This window comes from bacterium (genome assembly GCA_008933615.1).
Taxonomy (GTDB): Bacteria; CLD3; CLD3; order SB21; family SB21; genus SB21.
The window spans coordinates 89,574-108,539 of sequence record WBUR01000002.1; the positions used below are offsets into that span (position 1 = coordinate 89,574).

An 18,966-nucleotide genomic window follows, 5' to 3' on the forward strand; every position below is an offset into this window, starting at 1 on the left:
GGAATCTTTACGGTCCCTGATGCTTTTTTATTATTTATTATTATATGATTTCATTATCAAGGATTAGAAGATGACAAAAACTTTCGAGGAACAGATTTCTCTCAAAGAAAAAAAGAAGAAGGGTCAGTTACCGGAATCGTTGCCGATCATTCCGTTGCGCAATACGGTGCTATTTCCTCAGCAGATCATGCCTTTGTCCATCGGCAGAGACAAGACGCTTAAGCTGATTTCAGAGTTCTCAGACGCAAACCGCCTGATCGGTGTTGTAGCGCAGAAGGAAAGTTCGATTGAGAATCCCAGCCATTCCGATATGTATGAATACGGAGTAGCTGCGACGATCATGCGCGTATTCGATATGCCGGATGGCAGTAAGAGCGTAATCGTTCAGGGTGTTCAACGGATCCGACTCAAAGAATTTATACAGGATGACCCCTATTGGGTGGCAAAGATAGACGAATTGGTTGATATTCCTCCATCGCATGATGACCTTGAGATAGACGCATTGGTGATGAATATAAAAAGCATTTTTCAAAAAATGGCCGGGTTAGCACCGTATCTTACTGCAGAACAGACGTCAATGATACTAAATGTACAACTGCCTGGACGGGTCGCCGACGTTGCAGTTTCAGCGCTGAATATTTCAACCGAAGAAAAACAGGAGATACTGCAAGTTCTGAATGTGAAGGAGCGCCTGGATAAAACGCATGTGATGTTAAATAAGGTTTTGCAGACTCTCGAATTAGGGAACAAAATCCAAAGTGATGTGCAGGACGAAATTAGCAAAACGCAACGTGAATATTATTTACGCGAGCAGTTAAAGGCAATTCAGCGTGAGCTGGGTGATGCGGAATCTGCCAACCCGGAAATTACAGAGATAAAAGAAAAGATTGAAAAAGCGAAGATGCCTAAAGAAGTGTATGACGTCACAAAAAAGGAATTGGAGCGTCTGGGCCGCATGTCGCCTATGGCGGCCGAGTATACAGTATCACGCACCTACATTGACTGGCTTGTCGACATGCCGTGGAGCATATTTACTGAAGACAATATGAAGATAGATGCGGCGCGAAAAAGCCTTGAATCGGACCATTATGGTTTGGAAAAGGTCAAGAAAAGAATATTGGAATATCTGTCCGTGCGTAAACTTAAGAACGATATGCGCGGCCCGATCCTCTGTTTTGTTGGTCCGCCGGGCGTCGGAAAAACCTCATTAGGCCGATCCATTGCTAAGGCGCTTGGGCGAAAATTCGTTCGCATGTCGTTGGGCGGGATTCGTGATGAAGCGGAGATTCGAGGCCACCGCCGAACATATATCGGCGCATTACCGGGGCGCGTGATACAAGGTATCAAGAAAGGCGGTTCCATCAACCCGGTATTCATGCTTGATGAGATTGATAAGGTTGGAATGGATTTTCGAGGGGATCCGTCAAGCGCATTGCTTGAAGTGCTTGATCCGGAACAGAATTTCAGTTTTGCAGACCATTATCTGGATGTACCGTTTGATCTCTCGAAAGTCCTATTTATTGCGACAGCCAATCTAGCTGATCCGATCATACCCGCCCTGCGTGATCGTATGGAGATCATTGAAATTCCAGGTTATACGGAGGAAGAGAAGATAAATATTGCACAAAAATTCATTATTCCGAAACAGATAAGCGAACACGGTTTAAGCGGGAAACAAATCAAATTTGACCGTCAAACGATCAAACACATTATCCGCGATCACACACGCGAGGCGGGGCTGAGAAATCTGGAGCGGGAAATTGCGACTATTTGCAGAGGTGTCGCACACCAAATTGCCGAAGGAAAAATCACCAAGACCACGATTGACAAAAAAAACTTGTATACTTACCTCGGAAAAATAAAGTTCTTCTCAGATGCCGTTGAGCGTATCAATAAGCCTGGAATTGTCACGGGACTGGCATGGACAGCCGCCGGCGGGGACATACTGTTTATTGAAGCTTCAAAAATGAAAGGGAAGGGCAACTTGACACTGACAGGGCAGCTGGGTGATATCATGAAAGAATCAGCCGTTGCTGCATTGAGTCAAATTCGGTCGCAGGCAGAGGAGCTTGGAATCACAGATGAATTCGACAAAATAGACATCCATATTCATGTGCCTGCAGGAGGAATTCCGAAGGATGGGCCTTCAGCAGGAATCACTATGTATACGGCCATTTATTCGCTATTAACAAACAGGCTTGTTCGAAATGATATTGCGATGACTGGAGAAATTACGCTTAGAGGGGCTGTATTGCCGATCGGCGGCGTAAAAGAGAAAATACTCGCGGCGCATCGCGCAGGTATCCGAACCATAATTATTCCGAATAAGAATGCTAATGATCTTGATGAAGTTCCAAAACAGATCCGCGATGAGATCAAGTTTGTTCTGGTCAAAGAAGTTTCTAAAGTTGTTGAGATCGCACTTGAACCGATCGTTAAATCCATACGGGTTCATAACAACGGTGTGAAACCAAAAAGGAAGAAAACAAAAAGTCTAAAACGATCACAAAAAAAATAACAACTCAAAAGGGCTCATAAGGAACATATAATGAATAAACAAAAACTGCAGATACCTATCATTTTGGGCGTCCTATTTCTATTTGTTCTCCTCAACCCAATATTATTTCCAAGCGGACAAGACGCAGAAATAACCTATAAGGAGTTTCGCGATAAATTAGCCGCAGGAAAAATTGACGAAGTTCAAATCACCAACGACAAGATATTCGGAAAATTTAAATTACCTGATAGTCTTGTTGCTCAGCAGGAAAAAGCAAACCAGCAGCCGACGGATATCACGGAGCGAATTCGCCTTGGAAATTTTTTTGAAAGCCAATTCAAAAAAGACCTCCGTCAGACTTTTATTGTAAACGCGCTAACTGACGATAAGTTAGTCGAAGATCTTCAGGCTGCCGGCGTAAATTATAAGGGCGTGATCGACAGTAATTGGCTTGAAAATATTCTCATCTACTGGATTTTTCCGTTGCTTCTGCTTTTTCTTTTGTGGGGATTTATTTTCAAACGAATGGGCGGCGGCGGCAATGTAATGAGCATCGGAAAAAGTAAGGCCAAAATTTATGCGACGGATTCAAAAACAAAAGTAACATTTAGCGATGTTGCCGGTGTTGAAGAAGTGATAGAGGAGGTTCGGGAGATCGTTGATTTCCTGCAAAATCCAAAAAAATATACCAAACTCGGGGCAAAACTACCCAAGGGAGTTCTATTAGTTGGCCCTCCTGGAACAGGGAAAACACTGCTTGCAAAAGCCGTAGCGGGCGAGGCGAATGTGCCTTTTTTTCATTTGAGCGGATCTGATTTTGTCGAAATGTTTGTCGGTGTCGGCGCTTCACGGGTAAGAGATTTATTTGCCGAGGCAAAATCAAAGGCGCCATGTATCATATTTATCGATGAAATCGATGCCATTGGCCGGAGCAGAGCCAAAGGAATGATCATGGGCGGCCATGACGAGCGTGAGAATACTTTAAATCAATTACTTGTTGAAATGGACGGTTTTAATACGGACAAAGGCGTGATCATCGTTGGCGCAACCAATCGACCGGATGTTTTGGACGTTGCATTGTTAAGACCAGGACGATTTGACCGTCAGGTGGTATTAGACCGGCCGGACCTTAAAGCAAGGATGGAGATATTTAAAGTTCACACAAAAGGTATGCCTCTAGCTGAGAACATGGATTTACAGGCATTGGCGGCCCAGACACCCGGATTTGCGGGAGCTGAAATCGCAAACGTTTGTAACGAAGCCTCTTTGCTGGCCTCTCGAAAGGATAAGGAGAGAATCGATACATCTGATTTCCAGGATGCGATTGAACGTGTGATTGGCGGATTAGAGAAGAAAAATAAAATCATCAGTCCGAAAGAAAAAAACATCGTTGCCTATCATGAATCCGGCCATGCGGTAGTCGGGCATTATCTCGAGAACGCGGATCCTATACATAAAGTCTCGATAGTTCCACGCGGGGTTGCTGCGCTTGGGTATACGCTGCAGACTCCTCTTGAAGACAGATATTTATTGTCGCGTGATGAATTGATCGAGAAACTATGCAGTTTACTTGGCGGACGTGCTGCTGAGGATATTGTTTTCAACCAAATCTCCACCGGCGCATCGAATGACCTTGAGCGTGTCACGGAAATTGCAACGCGTATGGTAACCATGTATGGTATGTCTACAAAGCTGGGCAATATTTCATACATCGAGAATGGACGCGAGAATTTTCTTGGCGGAATTACCATGAAGCCGTATAGCGAAGAAACGGCAAAACTGATAGATTCGGAAGTTAAATTTATCATCGATGCGGCCTACGAAAAAACTCGAAACCTGTTAATCGAGAAGCGCGACAAATTGGAATCATTAACAAAAAAATTACTGGAAAAGGAAGTTCTGGATAAGAAGGAAATCGAGGAGATTCTTGGTTCAAAGAACGCCTTGGATGTAAATGATAACGGCCAGAATGGAAAATCAACCGAGTCTCAGGAGAAAAAAGTCGTCGAAGAGATTGTTATTGACGCGGAAATGAAATAAATAAAACCATGAAAATTCTCATAAGCGACGAGGTTTCACCTGCTTGTGTTGGAAAACTGAGCAGCCAATTTGAAGTTGATTATAAAACCGGCTTGTCACCAGCTGAATTAGCAAATATCATATCTGAATATGACGCTTGGATCGTTCGAAGTGCAAGTAAAGCAACAGCATCACTCATTCATGCAGCGGGCCGACTGAAGATCATAGGCCGTGCCGGAGCGGGTGTTGATAATATCGATGTAGAGGCCGCAACCCAAAAAGGCATTGTCGTAATGAATACGCCTGGCGGAAACACCGTTTCAACAGCGGAACACACTATTGCGATGATCATGGCGTTATCTCGAAATATCCCGCAGGCAAACGACAGTGTTAAAGGCGGTGAATGGAAAAAAAGTAAATTCACAGGCTCTGAACTGTTTGAAAAGACTTTAGGCATTCTCGGAATAGGAAAAGTCGGACGTGAAGTTGCACTCAGAATGAAATCATTTGGTATGGCTATTGTCGGATATGACCCGGTTCTAAACCCAAGCGAAGCGGCGAAAATAGGGGTTGAACTTGTTTCACTTGAAAATTTATTGGCACGCTCCGATTTCATTACAATTCACACACCGCTTAATAAAGCTACCGAAAATATTTTGAACAAGAACACATTGCAAATGTGCAAAGACGGCGTTCGAATTGTTAATTGCGCACGCGGCGGGATCATAAATGAAGAGGCGCTTTTTGATTTTTTAAAGTCCGGAAAGGTTGCAGGAGTTGCCTTGGATGTTTTCAATTCCGAACCGCCCGGTAACAATCCGCTATTACAATTACCCAACGTTATTGTTACGCCGCATTTAGGTGCATCAACAGAAGAAGCACAGGAAAAAGTAGCTATACAAATCGCAGAGCAGATCATCGACGCTTTTTCAGGCAAAACAATTCGCGGGGCTGTGAATATGATGCCCTTAGATCAGTCGGTTATTATAAAAAGCTCTGCTTATCTGAATCTCGCAAATAAATTAGGAAGTTTTACTTCGCAGGCTTTTGACGGGCCTTTTACAAAAATAAATGTATGTTACTTTGGCGACGTCCTTGACCATCCGACCGAGTTGATGACGACAAGCTTCTTGACCGGATTGCTTGATAACGTTATAGAGAACGTCAATATGGTTAGCGCTCCGGTAATTGCAAAAAACCAAGGCATTGCCGTAAGTGAAACACGTAGCACAGAACATCAGGATTTTACGCATCTCATCACAATTGAAATCGTGGCTAATGGGAATATTCATACAGTGTCTGGCGCCCTCTATGGAAAAAACGACCCTCGATTAGTTGCGATCAATGAGTTTATGTTTGACTCGAAGTTGAACGGTTTTCTTTTAAAAATTTCTAATGATGACAGGCCCGGGATGATTGGGAAGCTGGGAACGGTTTTGGGTAATCACAAGATCAATATTGCGCAAATGTCGTTAGGCCGAAAAGGCATCGGCGGGAAAGCGATGACCGTGTTAAATCTTGACCAGGGAATTCCGATTGAAGTCGAGAATGAATTACTGAAGAACGGATTTGCCGATGTGCGTTTCATCAGTTTAAACAATGTATTGCAGCCGTTTAGTCTCCAAAGAACGAATGCATGACTTCGTGGAATAGGTATTCACTCTTATTTGCTGTCTGCCTTGTATGTATCGCTCCCGTCGCGTGGATGATAGGCGTGTCATTGGTTGAATATCCAGAAAAAAATTTTTCTTTTGGAAATTATGTTGAAGTTTGGAATTCAGGATTATTTGGGCGATATTTCTTTAATAGTTTAATTGTCTCGATAGCTGTTACGGCGGGTAATATTGTTTTTTGTTCGATGGCAGGCTATTTCTTTGCAAGACAGAATTTTCGCTATAAAAATGTACTTTTTATTACGGTTCTTTTGACTTTAATTATCCCCGGACAGATAGTCATGGTTCCTCTCTACATGTTGATGAATCATTTTAATTGGCTCGATACCTATTGGGCACTCATTATTCCTTGGGTCGTAAATCCGTTCGGAATATTCCTGATGAAACAATATTTTGAAAAATTACCTGTTTCTGTAGAAGAGTCGGCGCGCATGGACGGGGCTGCTGAAATGACCATATTATTTCGTATCATCATGCCGATGGCAAAGCCTGCATTAGCGGTTTTAGGAATTTACATTTTTGTGAATAATTGGAATCAGTTTTTGTTTCCGTTTCTTTTTACAGATTCTGATGTTATGAGAACTTTGCCCGTCGGTTTGGCTTTTTTCAGCGGTTACCAGGATATTGACACGCCGCACCTAATGGCAGGAGCCGGTATTTCGTCTATTCCGATGATCATTATTTTTCTTTTATTTCAAAAACAAATAATATCCGGGCTCACCAGCGGAGCTTTGAAAGAATAACATTTATATACGCTACACTCCATGCGAATTGCCGTCATTTCCGACATTCACGCTAATTTAGAAGCCTTAACCAAAGCGCTTAACGTGATCGATGATCAAAAACCAGACGAGATCATTTGTCTGGGAGACGTCGTAGGTTATGGACCTGATCCTGATCAGTGTATAGATATTGTTCGAAAGCGCTCTAATATTATACTCATGGGAAATCACGATTATGCTGTAACCCATACTGAGGCAACAGAAAATTTTAACCCTATTGCCAAAGAAGCCGTGCTATGGACCCGCGAGCAGATCAGTGAAGATAATTTAAACTTTCTCTCGCTCCTGCCATATACGCACAAGCTAAATGATATCTATTTTGTTCACTCGACTCCCCAGGAGCCTGAAGAATGGCATTATGTTTTTACTTGGAATGATGCCATGACGCAATTCGATCATTTTGAAGAAAAAGTTTGCTTCATCGGCCATTCTCACGTACCGCAGATATACTACCACGACACAAGTACTACCATGTCGTTTTCACTGAGTAAAGAAACCAAATATTTGATCAATGTCGGAAGTATTGGACAACCCAGAGATGGCAATCCGCGTCTAAGCTTCGGCATTTTTGATACGAATAAATGGTATTACCAGCCCTATCGCTCTGAATACGATACGGAAGCGACAGCTCAAAAAATAAGAGAAAGGGGACTGCCTCCATTTTTAGCTGATCGTTTAATAAAAGGAAGATAAGAGCTAGATATATTTAAATCTAATAATAAGATAAAATAGACTTGGATACTTAATTTAACTGTGTGAATAGATGAAGGAGCCGCATTAACCAATGATTTCAGCTGTATTAAGAGCCGTTTTAGGTAATAAACATGAACGCGATGTAAAAAAAATATCGCCTATCGTTGAAGAAATAAATCGTTACGATGCTTTATACGACGCTTTGAGTACTGAGCAGCTTGCCGAGAAAACCGGTGAATTCAAAGACAGAATCAAAGAACTTACTAAAGATGAAGCTGCCGCCGTTCAGGAAATCAAAGAGAAGATATATTCAAGTTCCGATCACAATCTTGCAAAAGCATTGGTGGATGAACTAAAAAGCGCTGAAAAACGGCTGTTTGACATGCAGCAAGCGGCCTTAGATGATATACTACCGGAGGCCTTTGCCAATGTTAAACAGGCCTGTAAACGCCTGAAGGGGAGCTCCTATATAGTGTGCGGACGACAAGTAACATGGGACATGGTTCCTTATGATGTACAGCTGATCGGCGGAATTGTTCTACATCAAGGAAAAATTGCAGAGATGGCAACAGGCGAAGGAAAGACATTGGTTGCAGTGGCGTCAATTTACCTCAATGCATTAGCTGGGCGGGGCGTACATCTGGTAACCGTAAACGATTATCTGGCTTTACGCGACAAAGAGTGGATGGGAAAAGTCTATGAATTTCTCGGCCTAACTATCGGTGTGATTCTTAATGACATGAATCCTGCGCAACGGAGAGAGGCATATAATTGTGACATCACCTACGGTACCAACAATGAGTTTGGATTTGATTATTTACGCGACAATATGGCAACGTCACCGGACGATGTGGTACAGGTACGCGGACATTATTATGCGATCGTAGATGAGGTAGATTCGGTTTTGGTCGATGAAGCGCGAACACCCTTGATTATCAGCGGAGCAGTGGATACACCTACAAATCAAAAATATGAAGAAAGTAACCCGCTCGTAAAGAAGCTGCTCGACATGCAAACCCGATTGGTTAATCAGCTCGTAGCAGACGGTGATCAGGCGCTTAAGAATGGTGATAATGTAGAAGCAGGAATTAAATTGCTCACAGCATTGCGTGGCGCGCCAAAGAACAAAAGGTTAATGAAAGCCATGACGCAGGAGGGTGTCGCGCAACTCATACAGGCGACTGAGAATAATTATTTACGCGATAAAAAAATTCATGAAATTGATGAAGAACTTTATTTTGCGATCGACGAGAAGAGTCACGCGATAGATCTGACTGAAAAAGGCCGAAATACCATGTCGCCGACAAACCCGGAGATGTTTATTATTCCGGATCTTTCAGATGAGATCATAAAGATTGACACGAATCACGACCTCAGTGAACGTGACCGCGCGGTTAAGAAAGATGAATTAGGGAAGTTATTTGCGGAACGCAGTGACCGAATACACAGTATTGAAAAATTGCTATTGGCGTATTCGTTGTACGAAAAAGATATTGAATACGTTGTGCAGGACGGCAAAGTACAAATCGTAGACGAATTTACAGGACGTATTCTACATGGACGCCGGTACAGCGACGGCTTACACCAGGCGATCGAGGCTAAAGAAGGAGTCAAAGTAGAACGCGACACACAAACGCTTGCTACTATTACGCTTCAAAATTATTTTCGACTGTATAAAAAATTGGCCGGTATGACCGGCACCGCAGTAACGGAAGCGACCGAATTATTCGAAATATATAAACTAGACGTGACGGTAGTACCTACGAACCGCCCGATAGTTCGAAGCGACTACGAAGACCAGATCTATAGAACAAAACGCGAGAAATACAATGCGGTGGTTGATCTTATCGGTGAAAACCAAAAATCAGACAAACCAACGCTTGTAGGAACAACCTCCGTGGAAGTATCAGAAACAATTAGCCGAATGCTTACACGAAAAGGCGTAAAACACGAAGTTCTCAACGCAAAACAAAATCAACGCGAAGCAGAAATTGTATCAAATGCCGGTCAAAAAGGCGCGGTGACTATTGCAACGAACATGGCCGGACGCGGAACGGATATCAAGCTTGGATCAGGCGTTCAGGCCGCAGGCGGACTTCAGATCATCGGCACGGAACGTCATGAATCGCGACGCATTGACTTACAGCTGCGAGGGCGAAGCGGCCGACAGGGTGATCCGGGAGCATCGGTGTTTTTTATATCGCTTGAAGATGATCTGATGCGCTTGTTTGGATCGGATCGTATTGCCCGCGTAATGGATAGATTAGGCGCAGAGGAAGGGGAAGTTATTTCTCATCGTTGGATCACCAAAGCTGTGGAACGCGCGCAGAAACGAGTAGAAGCGCGCAACTTTAGTATCCGAAAAAGATTGTTAGAATATGACGACGTGATGAATCAGCAACGTGAGATCATTTACAGCCGTCGGAGACGAGCCTTGTTAAATGAGAATGTTAAGAATGAATTTTTGGATGTTCTGGACGAATTTATTGAAATGGTGAATGAAAGGCATGTTGGAGATCGGCCGCATTCTGAAGATTGGGATATTGCTGGTCTGACAGATTATTTAATGAGAACCTGCGGTATTGCGCTTAATAATGACGAATTATTTAGCCTAAGGCTAGAAGAATTTAGCGACTATTTACGGAAGCACCTCATGGAACGCTATGGGGCAAGAGAAACAGTTTGGACGTCAGAAAATATGCGCCGAATAGAGCGTATCGCATTACTGAAGACTATTGATGAACGTTGGAAAGAACATCTGCGCGAAATGGAGGAATTCAAGGAAGGTATCCATTTACGGGGATACGGACAAAAAGATCCTTTGATCGAATATAAGAAAGAAGGATTTGATATGTTCATGCAACTCCTTGACCGTATTACCTCTGAAATAGTTGAATTCGTGTTCCGGGCTGAACCTGCCGAAGAAATGGAAAAACAAATGATCAAACGCGCACGGGCCTTACGTACGGTTCATGCATCCACTGATGGCATGGGTTTTTCCGGAGCATCTGAAAGGCAAGGAGAGGAACAGCCTGCAAAAGTTAGCCACACGCCGGTCAGGGCAGAGCAAAAAGTTGGCCGCAATGACCCATGCCCGTGCGGAAGCGGAAAGAAATTTAAACATTGTCACGGAAAATAAGGCGAGGAAGTATAATGCTTGTGACGCAAACAAATTTTGAAAATATTCCGCTCATGCGTCGCGGAAAAGTACGTGATGTGTACGACCTGGATAATTATCTGCTAATTGTTGTCACCGATCGTATATCAGCGTTCGACGTTATTATGCCCAACGCAATACCACGCAAAGGGGAGGTGTTGAATCAAATTTCCGCTTTTTGGTTTGGTCAGACCAATGGAATAATACGAAATCACGTTGTATCCACAGATGTTAAAACATTTCCAGATATATGTAAGCCCTATGATTCGGTACTCGAAAAACGCAGTATGCTGGTTCATAAATCACAAGCTCTGCCTATTGAATGTATTGTTCGTGGATATGTGTCTGGATCCGGTTGGAAGGAGTACTTGAAAACAGGTTCAATCTGCGGAATCAAATTACCCAGTGGATTAAAAGAATCGGATAAACTTCCTGAGCCCATTTTTACGCCATCGACGAAAGCCGAGGAAGGGCATGATCAGAATATTTCATTTGAAAAAGTAAAAAATATTATCGGAACTGGCGTTGCCCATAAGATTAAAGAAACCTGTATTCAGATGTATTCACACGCACAAAAGTTAGCGTCGGAGAAGGGAATTATTATTGCAGATACAAAAATGGAGTTTGGGCTTATCGACGATGAGTTAATCCTAATTGATGAATTGTTGACGCCGGATTCATCGCGATTCTGGCCGGCGGATCAATACAAACCCGGCGGGAGTCAACCGAGTTATGATAAGCAATTTTTACGTGATTATTTGATTTCAATTAAATGGGATAATAATACGCCAGCACCTGTATTGCCTGAGAACATCATTATGAAAACGAGTGAAAAGTATTTAGAAGCTTTGCGATTGTTCACAAGGCTTGAATAGTTCGTCTCTTAATTACCTCCAATGATTATTTCTCGCCGGCCATTTTTAACAACTCATACCACATCGCTTCCGGAACCGGTATAACTGAAAGCCGCGATTGTCTTACCAGCTTTAATTCAGACAACTTAGGATTAGCTTTAATTTCGGACAATGTCACTGGCTTCTTTAATCTGTATTTAGGAATAAGATCAATCACAGCGAACTTTGCTTCTTTCAACTTTGGATCTGGATACGGCTCAGAAATAATTTCGGCTAAACCGACGATACATTTCCCCTCATTACTATGGTAAATCATAGCCAAATCTTTCTTTTTCATCGAACGAATATGTAGCAAGGCCTGTGGATTACGTATTCCGTCCCATGTTGCCTTCTTGTCCTTAACTAAATTGTCAAATGAATATGTGGTCGGTTCTGATTTTAAAATCCAATACGACATACAAATCCTCCTTATTACACATTATCAAATAGATTAGGCGCTTTAATTCTGAAATCAATCGTAAAAGTTGTTCCAAGATTTTCAATGCTGTCAACTTCAATTTGTCCTTTGTGTTCCTCAATAATTGATTTAACTATGGCAAGGCCGAGGCCCATACTCGACGTTTTTGTCGAAAAATGCGGCTCGAAAATTCTAACAAGGTTTTCTTTTGGAATACCGTGTCCGTTATCTGAAATAATCAGCCGTATCGTCGTTTCAGACGACCGGGTACATATGGTTATTTGAGAATCCGGCTTTCCGCCAGTTGCAGAGAGTGAATTATCTACCAGATTAATAATAATACGTTTAACGGCTTCGGCATCTAATTCTGCGGTCGGCAAATCGTCCTGTAACAATAATTTAAACCTAACATTTGCATAGAACGCAACGACATCTTTTATGATCTGGTTCAACTGTGTAGGTTTATACGACATGCTCGGCATTCGTGCAAATTCTGAAAATTCATTAGTTAGATTTCTCAAGCTCTGAATTTCTTCATCCACGATTTCATAACACTCCTCGAGAATTTTTTTGTATTTGGGATCGTTGCCTTTGTATGAGTCTTTTATCTGCTGAACAGTAAGTTGGATAGGCGTCAAAGGGTTTTTTATTTCATGTGCTAAACGCTGGGCAATTTCACGCCATGCCGACATCTTTTCAAGGTAGAGTACGCGGTCTTGTTCCTGCTTAATGTTTTGTACCATCTGATTGAAGGAGACCATTAGCTGGCCGATCTCGTCGTTTCTCGGTTTTATATTGATCTGATAATCGAGGTTCCCCTTGGATATTTGTTCCGTACCGAGCGCTAAGTTCTTGATAGGGTGCGTCATTACTGCAGAAAAAAATACGCTCAATCCGATTGATAAACAAATTATGATGAAGTAGATAGATAAAAACGCATAAAAGAAACTGGCTTTTATATTTTCACTTTCTACATTAAATGTCTTATACAATTGTAATGCTGTAAGAACACTCTCAGTTTTTCCATAAAACCCAGGAGTAATTACGAACACACTGAGAATAACGCCACGCTGCTGATTAGGTAACGATACGGGAATGCCTGTAACGAGCAAATGTTCAGCTTCACGATAATCGACAGATTCAGAATTAGTTAAAAGCCGGTCACGGGCAAATAGTGTATCTTTTAGGCCGTTCACTATATCTCTGCGTTCGTACACGGTACTAAGAAATATTTGTTGCAGTGAATTATCGTAAATAGCTACTCCATCGAGTTTATTTGACTCCAAAAGTTTCAGGTTTACCAAGTCATTAAGGTCATTTGCGTTTAATTGTCGCGAAATGTATTTTCTCAACAGGGCCAGCACCATCGGATTTTCAATAAATTGCCTGGTATTCTTCAGGCTGGTTTTTTTTTCGTTTTGAATAAGAGAACGAGAAATATCTACTGCATCCTCTAAAGCCGTCTCGATACGATTATTGAGTCTAAGACTAAATAGCTTATCAATCATGTTCTGGAAAAGGTAAGAGAGAGGAATAGCCGGTAAAATCGCAATGATTCCTATACCTGCAATGAGTTTGTATTTGATCTTATTAAGACGCATACCTCAATTCGGTTTCAATTCACTTAACTTAAATTTGTCGGAATGATACCAATGGTCATCCGGTTCTGATTTTCCGAAAAAAAAGTTTATAATAGCTCCAAGAGAGAATTTCTTGTTAGACGACGCTTGACTGATCGAATCTATAAGACTGCCTGATCGTTCATTGTAAACATGAATCTTCATTGATATATAAAAACTTTGATCCTTTTCCAGTAGAGGCAATTTCGAGACGGGAATACCCCTTATTAGGTTTAGACGGTTTTTTAATGAATCTAAGTTAGGGATTTGCTCCTTGATGCCTGATTGTTTTAAAGTAAACATCTCATCCCAAACATCATAATATAGAATGATCTCCGTTTCATTGCTCATGACCTGGTTCTTGTCAACACCCCGTAGTTTTGCAGGTATGACGATGTGAAGCGGTATGCCGCTCAAGAGGACAGAATGGGTCTTTGAGTTGAATAGATCGTTGACGACAACATCGCATTTCAATTCATTCGAGTCTTGATATGGGATAATCTGTGTAATCTCAATTCCAGGTATCAAAAAGTTAAACAAAAAAACAATGAAGATACTAAATTGACGTGTTGACGAATGGGGTATCATAGGTTTATCGATGCCGGCTTACGTTTACTTTAGGACACACATTGGTAACAGGACAAGTCGAACAGATTGGTGATACGGGTTTACATTGATTTTGGCCAAATGTTACAAGCAGATCATTATAACTGAGCCAATATCTAGTTGGTAATTTTTGTCTCAATTTCAGCTCGCTTTCGTCTGGCGTTTTAGTTGTAATATATCCGAAACGATTCGAAATCCTGTGCACGTGTGTATCAACACACATGGCCGGTATTCCAAAACCGAGGATCTGCACTAAATTTGCTGTTTTTCGGCCAACACCCTTAAACTTAAGCAATTCATTAAGCTCCTTCGGAACAATCCCATCGTACTCTTTGATAAGTCTTCGGCAAATCTCCAAAATATGAGTTGATTTATTTCTATAGAAAGCTACGGGGTAAATGAGTTTTTCAAGTTGCTTTTGGCTCAGAAGCATCAAAGATTCGGGTGTGTCGGCTATTTTAAACAGCCGGATGCTGGCTTCCAGTGTTACAGCATCTTTAGTTCGTAAACTCAATATAGTGGCGATTAAAACATGAAAAGGTGAGGAAGATCCGGTCGCAATCATGCTAACAGAGGGCAATACGTTTTTCCTCATTTTTTTTTCTATTCTGTTTAAGATTGGTCCAATATTTTTATTGGTAATCATTTTGAAACCAGTATTGTGGATACGAAAATGGTATTGAAAAACGAATTTGAAACGATATATTGGTCAATTAAAATAGAGAATTTTTTGCGATAACACAAGAAATTGATTAAACTAACTATTGTTATTGTGGGCTAAGTTTTATTATTTTACTAAAAGTTTGTATTACATTTGATCGATAAGAAACTAATATTGTACACTCAATTTATTGACAAGACAACAATTCAACTCCGTACGTTTTGGCAACACTTTCTTCCGATTACTCAATTAATAAGTCATTAACATAATCACCTGTGAACTTGACTGAATATAATATGTCTTCCAAGCCTTGGATGAGATATCAAAAACATTCCAGTTTAAGAAAAAATATCTTAGCAGGTTGTTTTTTGTTATTAGGCTGGCTTATTGCAGCAACCGCAATTAACAACGCATATCTTATTGAAAGATTGGTATGGAATTCGAAAGTTGGCCCGGTTGACATAGGCGGTAGAACGATTTCAGAAGCACGTATGATGATAAATGACTATATGAAAGAATTCAAAAGCCTTGAAGTTACCTTAAAAAGCAACGAGGGAAATTACACTATAATAAACGAAGAGATTCAGCCTCAGTTTGATTTGGATGCCGTATTGCATGATGCTTATGAGATCGGCCACAAACAAAATTTTATTGATAACCAGAAAGCCCGCATTTTTTCCATGTTAAAAACGACGACAGTTTATTTGGAAAACTGGTTTGATGAAGCGAATTTCGTATTAACTATAATTGACCGTATTCCAAAATTACGAAACAATAAAGTGCTAGACGCCTCAGTAGTTCTGAGTGGAAAAGAGTTTATCGCCATTCCTGGGCAGGAAGGATACGGTTTTAATGACGAGGCAGCGGTTGAGCAATATCACAATATTCTTGCCGCATTAAAGCCGGAACCAATTGTTATCAATATAGCGCAAAAGTCTCCCGACATCACGCTGGACATGGCGCAATTCGCAAAACGCCGCGCAAATCAGCTTGTCCACCGCAGGTTGGTGATGATTTACAGTTACGATGGATACAACTTCGATGAATGGAAGATCGATAATTACGAGAGAAGAAACTGGATTGAATTTCGAAAAATAGCTGAGTTTGGAAATTATTCATTATATCCGATCCTTAATTCAGATAAATTGAGAAATGATCTGAATAAACGCATCGCCCCTTATATGTATCGGGCAAAAGAAGATATTACAATCACAAATGAAGGCGGCAAAATTCATGTCGAAGGCGTCGCAAAGGATGGGTATTATTTGGACGTTCCTAAAACGATCATTGCCATTAATAACACGATAATAGCCAACGAACTCGACACATCGGGTCATTATGCAGTACCCCTTGTAGTTGCACATCTGTTGGGGGGGGTTGCTAATCCAAATAATGAATTCGGTGTGTCTGATGTATTAGCAACAGGCGTAACCGATTTTTTTGGATCACCTGAAAACAGAAAATTTAACATCAACCATGCGTCGCAAACGTTTCAAAATGTTGTCATTGAGCCCGGCAAGAAATTTTCTTTTTTAAAACAAATGGGTAAAGTAGACAGCACGACTGGATATGAGAAAGAGCTTGTTATTATAAATGGAGACAGCACGGAGCCGCAGTACGGCGGTGGCATGTGTCAGGTATCCAGCACGCTTTTTCGTACGGTATTCTTTTCCGGCTTAAAAATTCTGAAACGAGCAAATCATTCATTTGAAGTGAAATATTATTTACCATCCGGACTTGACGCAACTGTGGCCGATTTTGGTCCTGATCTGGTATTTGAAAATGATACTAAAAATATAGTCCTAATGCAAAATTTGGTAGATCTGAAGAGAACCAAGATGTATTTCAAATTATTTGGCAAGAACGATGGAAGAAGATTGCGTTTCGATGGGCCAATTCAGGACGGTCCTGTTGGAGAAAAAAATGAACATTATCGGGTCACATGGTACCGATATGTAGAGTTTGCAGATGGAAATGAGAAAAATGACAAGTTCATTTCAGTATACCGAAATAAAGATCTGGTAAAGAAACACCAACCGGAGAATTTACTTGAGAAAAAGGACAGCATTTTCGTTCCGGTATCGCTGGATACCACTATTTTTAACATAAAGTCAGCGTCTCCTGTTGACTCCACTAACAACCCCCATCCCTGATTTTCATTGCGACCTGCTTGTGTACTTTTGAAAACGCATGCATTTCGAGTTCGTCTATTTTAACCCACTTTGCAGTCGATTTATTCAATCTTCCACTTAAGTATGAACAACAAAAAAAATGAATTGTAACGCTATAGTGAGAATAATGGTGTTTGATTGAAATAAAAGGTTTGATTATTTTAGCGCTAATCCCCACTTTACTTTTTAATTCTCTAACACATGCGGCATCCAGGGATTCATTTCTTTCCTTCTTGCCACCTGGAAATTCCCAGAGACCTCCCAATATAACATTCTCAGGACGTTTAGAAATCAAAACAGTATTTCTATTCCTTACGATTCCAGCGGCGATATGGACATGGGCGTTCCTTATCTTTTTTGTCTTTTTTGGAAGAATTTCGGGATTCGGCATTTCATTATAGGCTCGACAGAACTTTTGGCAGCAACAGATATTACATTTTGGTCTAACTGATTTACATACCGAAGCGCCCATGTCCATCAAGGCTTGTGAGAATGCTGATGCTTTATTCGCCGGTATCAGATTAACAACAGTCTTTTCAATCGTTCTTTTTGTCGCAATCCGGGTTATATCCGATTCAATCTTAAAAAGGCGTGACATGAGTCGAATGACATTTCCATCAATTGCCGGATAGGGAAGGTTGTATGCAATGCTCAATACTGATCCGCACGTATAGGGCCCGAAACCAGGGAGTGTTGCTAATATTTCATACTTGCTTGGAATCTTACTTTTATGTCTCTCTGCTATAATTTTTGCCGCTTCAAGCAAATAGCGCGCTCTTCGATAATATCCCATCCCTTCCCACATTTTCAGGACGTCGTCAAGGTTAGACGAGGCCAACACGTTGATCGATGGAAACTTATCTAAGAAGCGATAATAATATGGAATCACTTGTTCAACGCGTGTTTGTTGAAGCATAATTTCAGAAATCCAAATCTTGTACGGATCATGGGTTTTTCGCCATGGCAGATCGCGTTTGTTATGTTTGTACCAGCTTAGAATAGATTGAACTAAACGCTTCTTAAGTCTCTTTTTCTGATCGGCAGTCAACTTTTGTAATTTAATTTGACGTGACTGAAATAATCCGCAAACAATAATATTGATATTGGAGCGGTATTTATCTATATTTTTTAATTGCCTAATCTAACAAAAATAATATAAAACACAAAATCACAAGGCAGAATAAAATTAAATGATTCTTACTGACCGACAGATTTTAGCTGAAATTGACGCTAAAACAATCGTTATTGAACCCTATCGTAGAGAATGCCTCGGGACGAATAGTTACGATGTCCATCTAGCTAAATATTTAGCAGTCTATAAAGACGACATAATTGACAGCCGAAAGGATAATCCCATTTCGCATCTTGAAATACCGCCTGAAGGTTTTTTGCTTTTGCCAACAAAACTCTATCTAGGTGTCACAGAAGAATACACTGAGACGCTGAAACACGTCCCTTTTCTTGAAGGCAAATCGAGTATTGGTCGGCTCGGTATTGACATTCATGCAACAGCAGGCAAAGGTGACGTTGGGTATTGTAACACGTGGACACTTGAAATTTCTGTGAAGCAGCCTGTAATGGTATATGCCGGGATGCCGATAGGGCAGCTCATATATTTTGAAGTATCCGGAATTACAGAAATCCCGTATAATAAGAAAAGTTCGGCTAAGTATTCAGAGCGAACTGTTAAGCCAGTAGGCTCAAAAATGTTTATGAATTATGACTCAGAAAAAATGAGATGGAAATAGTCGCGTACCCTGCCTAATCTATACCACTT

General features: G+C 41.2%; 14 protein-coding genes. 9 read left to right on the forward strand and 5 right to left on the reverse strand.

The annotated features are described in order from the left end of the window. The first annotated feature begins 70 nt into the window (after positions 1-70). From lon to F9K33_01235, 7 genes are all read left to right on the forward strand, one after another. Entirely contained in the window at positions 71-2,518 is a 2,448-nt protein-coding gene (lon, locus tag F9K33_01205; protein KAB2881387.1) for an endopeptidase La, read from the forward strand. A gap of 30 nt (positions 2,519-2,548) precedes the next feature. Beyond that, complete coding sequence (hflB, locus tag F9K33_01210; protein ID KAB2881388.1) at positions 2,549-4,537, forward strand: ATP-dependent zinc metalloprotease FtsH; 1,989 nt, start codon at positions 2,549-2,551, stop codon at positions 4,535-4,537. 8 nt (positions 4,538-4,545) lie between these two features. Beyond that, on the forward strand, positions 4,546-6,156 hold the full coding sequence (locus F9K33_01215) for a phosphoglycerate dehydrogenase (GenBank protein KAB2881389.1): 1,611 nt from the start codon (positions 4,546-4,548) through the stop codon (positions 6,154-6,156). Then, positions 6,153-6,932, forward strand: coding sequence for a carbohydrate ABC transporter permease (locus F9K33_01220; GenBank protein KAB2881390.1), 780 nt, complete (start codon positions 6,153-6,155; stop codon positions 6,930-6,932). Before F9K33_01215 ends, F9K33_01220 begins: the two co-directional genes overlap by 4 nt. 21 nt (positions 6,933-6,953) lie before the next feature. Next, entirely contained in the window at positions 6,954-7,664 is a 711-nt protein-coding gene (locus F9K33_01225) for a metallophosphoesterase family protein (protein KAB2881391.1), read from the forward strand. Between the two features lie 91 nt (positions 7,665-7,755). Further along, positions 7,756-10,803: a preprotein translocase subunit SecA gene (secA, locus tag F9K33_01230; GenBank protein KAB2881392.1), complete on the forward strand. Its 3,048-nt coding sequence runs from the start codon at positions 7,756-7,758 to the stop codon at positions 10,801-10,803. Between the two features lie 14 nt (positions 10,804-10,817). Further along, entirely contained in the window at positions 10,818-11,696 is an 879-nt protein-coding gene (locus F9K33_01235; protein ID KAB2881393.1) for a phosphoribosylaminoimidazolesuccinocarboxamide synthase, read from the forward strand. Positions 11,697-11,721: 25 nt separating this feature from the next. On the opposite strand, the gene F9K33_01240 is transcribed toward F9K33_01235, so the two are convergent. Genes F9K33_01240 through F9K33_01255 form a run of 4 tightly spaced genes read right to left on the reverse strand, consistent with a single transcriptional unit; the run spans position 11,722 to position 15,003 of the window. Next, the gene (locus F9K33_01240) at positions 11,722-12,132 is read right to left on the reverse strand and encodes an EVE domain-containing protein (protein ID KAB2881394.1); all 411 of its coding nucleotides are present in this window, start codon (positions 12,130-12,132) and stop codon (positions 11,722-11,724) included. A 14-nt stretch (positions 12,133-12,146) separates the two neighbouring features. After that, complete coding sequence (locus F9K33_01245; GenBank protein KAB2881395.1) at positions 12,147-13,733, reverse strand: HAMP domain-containing protein; 1,587 nt, start codon at positions 13,731-13,733, stop codon at positions 12,147-12,149. A 3-nt stretch (positions 13,734-13,736) separates the two neighbouring features. Then, positions 13,737-14,339, reverse strand: a complete 603-nt coding sequence (locus F9K33_01250; GenBank protein KAB2881396.1) for a DUF4390 domain-containing protein — start codon at positions 14,337-14,339, stop codon at positions 13,737-13,739. Positions 14,340-14,343: 4 nt separating this feature from the next. Next, positions 14,344-15,003, reverse strand: a complete 660-nt coding sequence (locus F9K33_01255; protein ID KAB2881397.1) for an endonuclease III — start codon at positions 15,001-15,003, stop codon at positions 14,344-14,346. 311 nt (positions 15,004-15,314) lie between these two features. Here F9K33_01255 and F9K33_01260 point away from each other — a divergent pair, with 311 nt between their 5' ends. Next, the gene (locus F9K33_01260) at positions 15,315-17,171 is read left to right on the forward strand and encodes a hypothetical protein (GenBank protein ID KAB2881398.1); all 1,857 of its coding nucleotides are present in this window, start codon (positions 15,315-15,317) and stop codon (positions 17,169-17,171) included. Here the strand turns inward: F9K33_01260 and mutY are convergent. Further along, positions 17,152-18,330 (reverse strand): A/G-specific adenine glycosylase, encoded by a 1,179-nt coding sequence (gene mutY / locus F9K33_01265; protein KAB2881399.1) that lies wholly within the window; start codon positions 18,328-18,330, stop codon positions 17,152-17,154. The two genes, F9K33_01260 and mutY, sit on opposite strands and share 20 nt — an antisense overlap. A gap of 49 nt (positions 18,331-18,379) precedes the next feature. Between mutY and F9K33_01270 the strand changes: the two genes are divergently transcribed. Further along, entirely contained in the window at positions 18,380-18,937 is a 558-nt protein-coding gene (locus tag F9K33_01270; GenBank protein ID KAB2881400.1) for a dCTP deaminase, read from the forward strand. Positions 18,938-18,966: the final 29 nt, after the last annotated feature.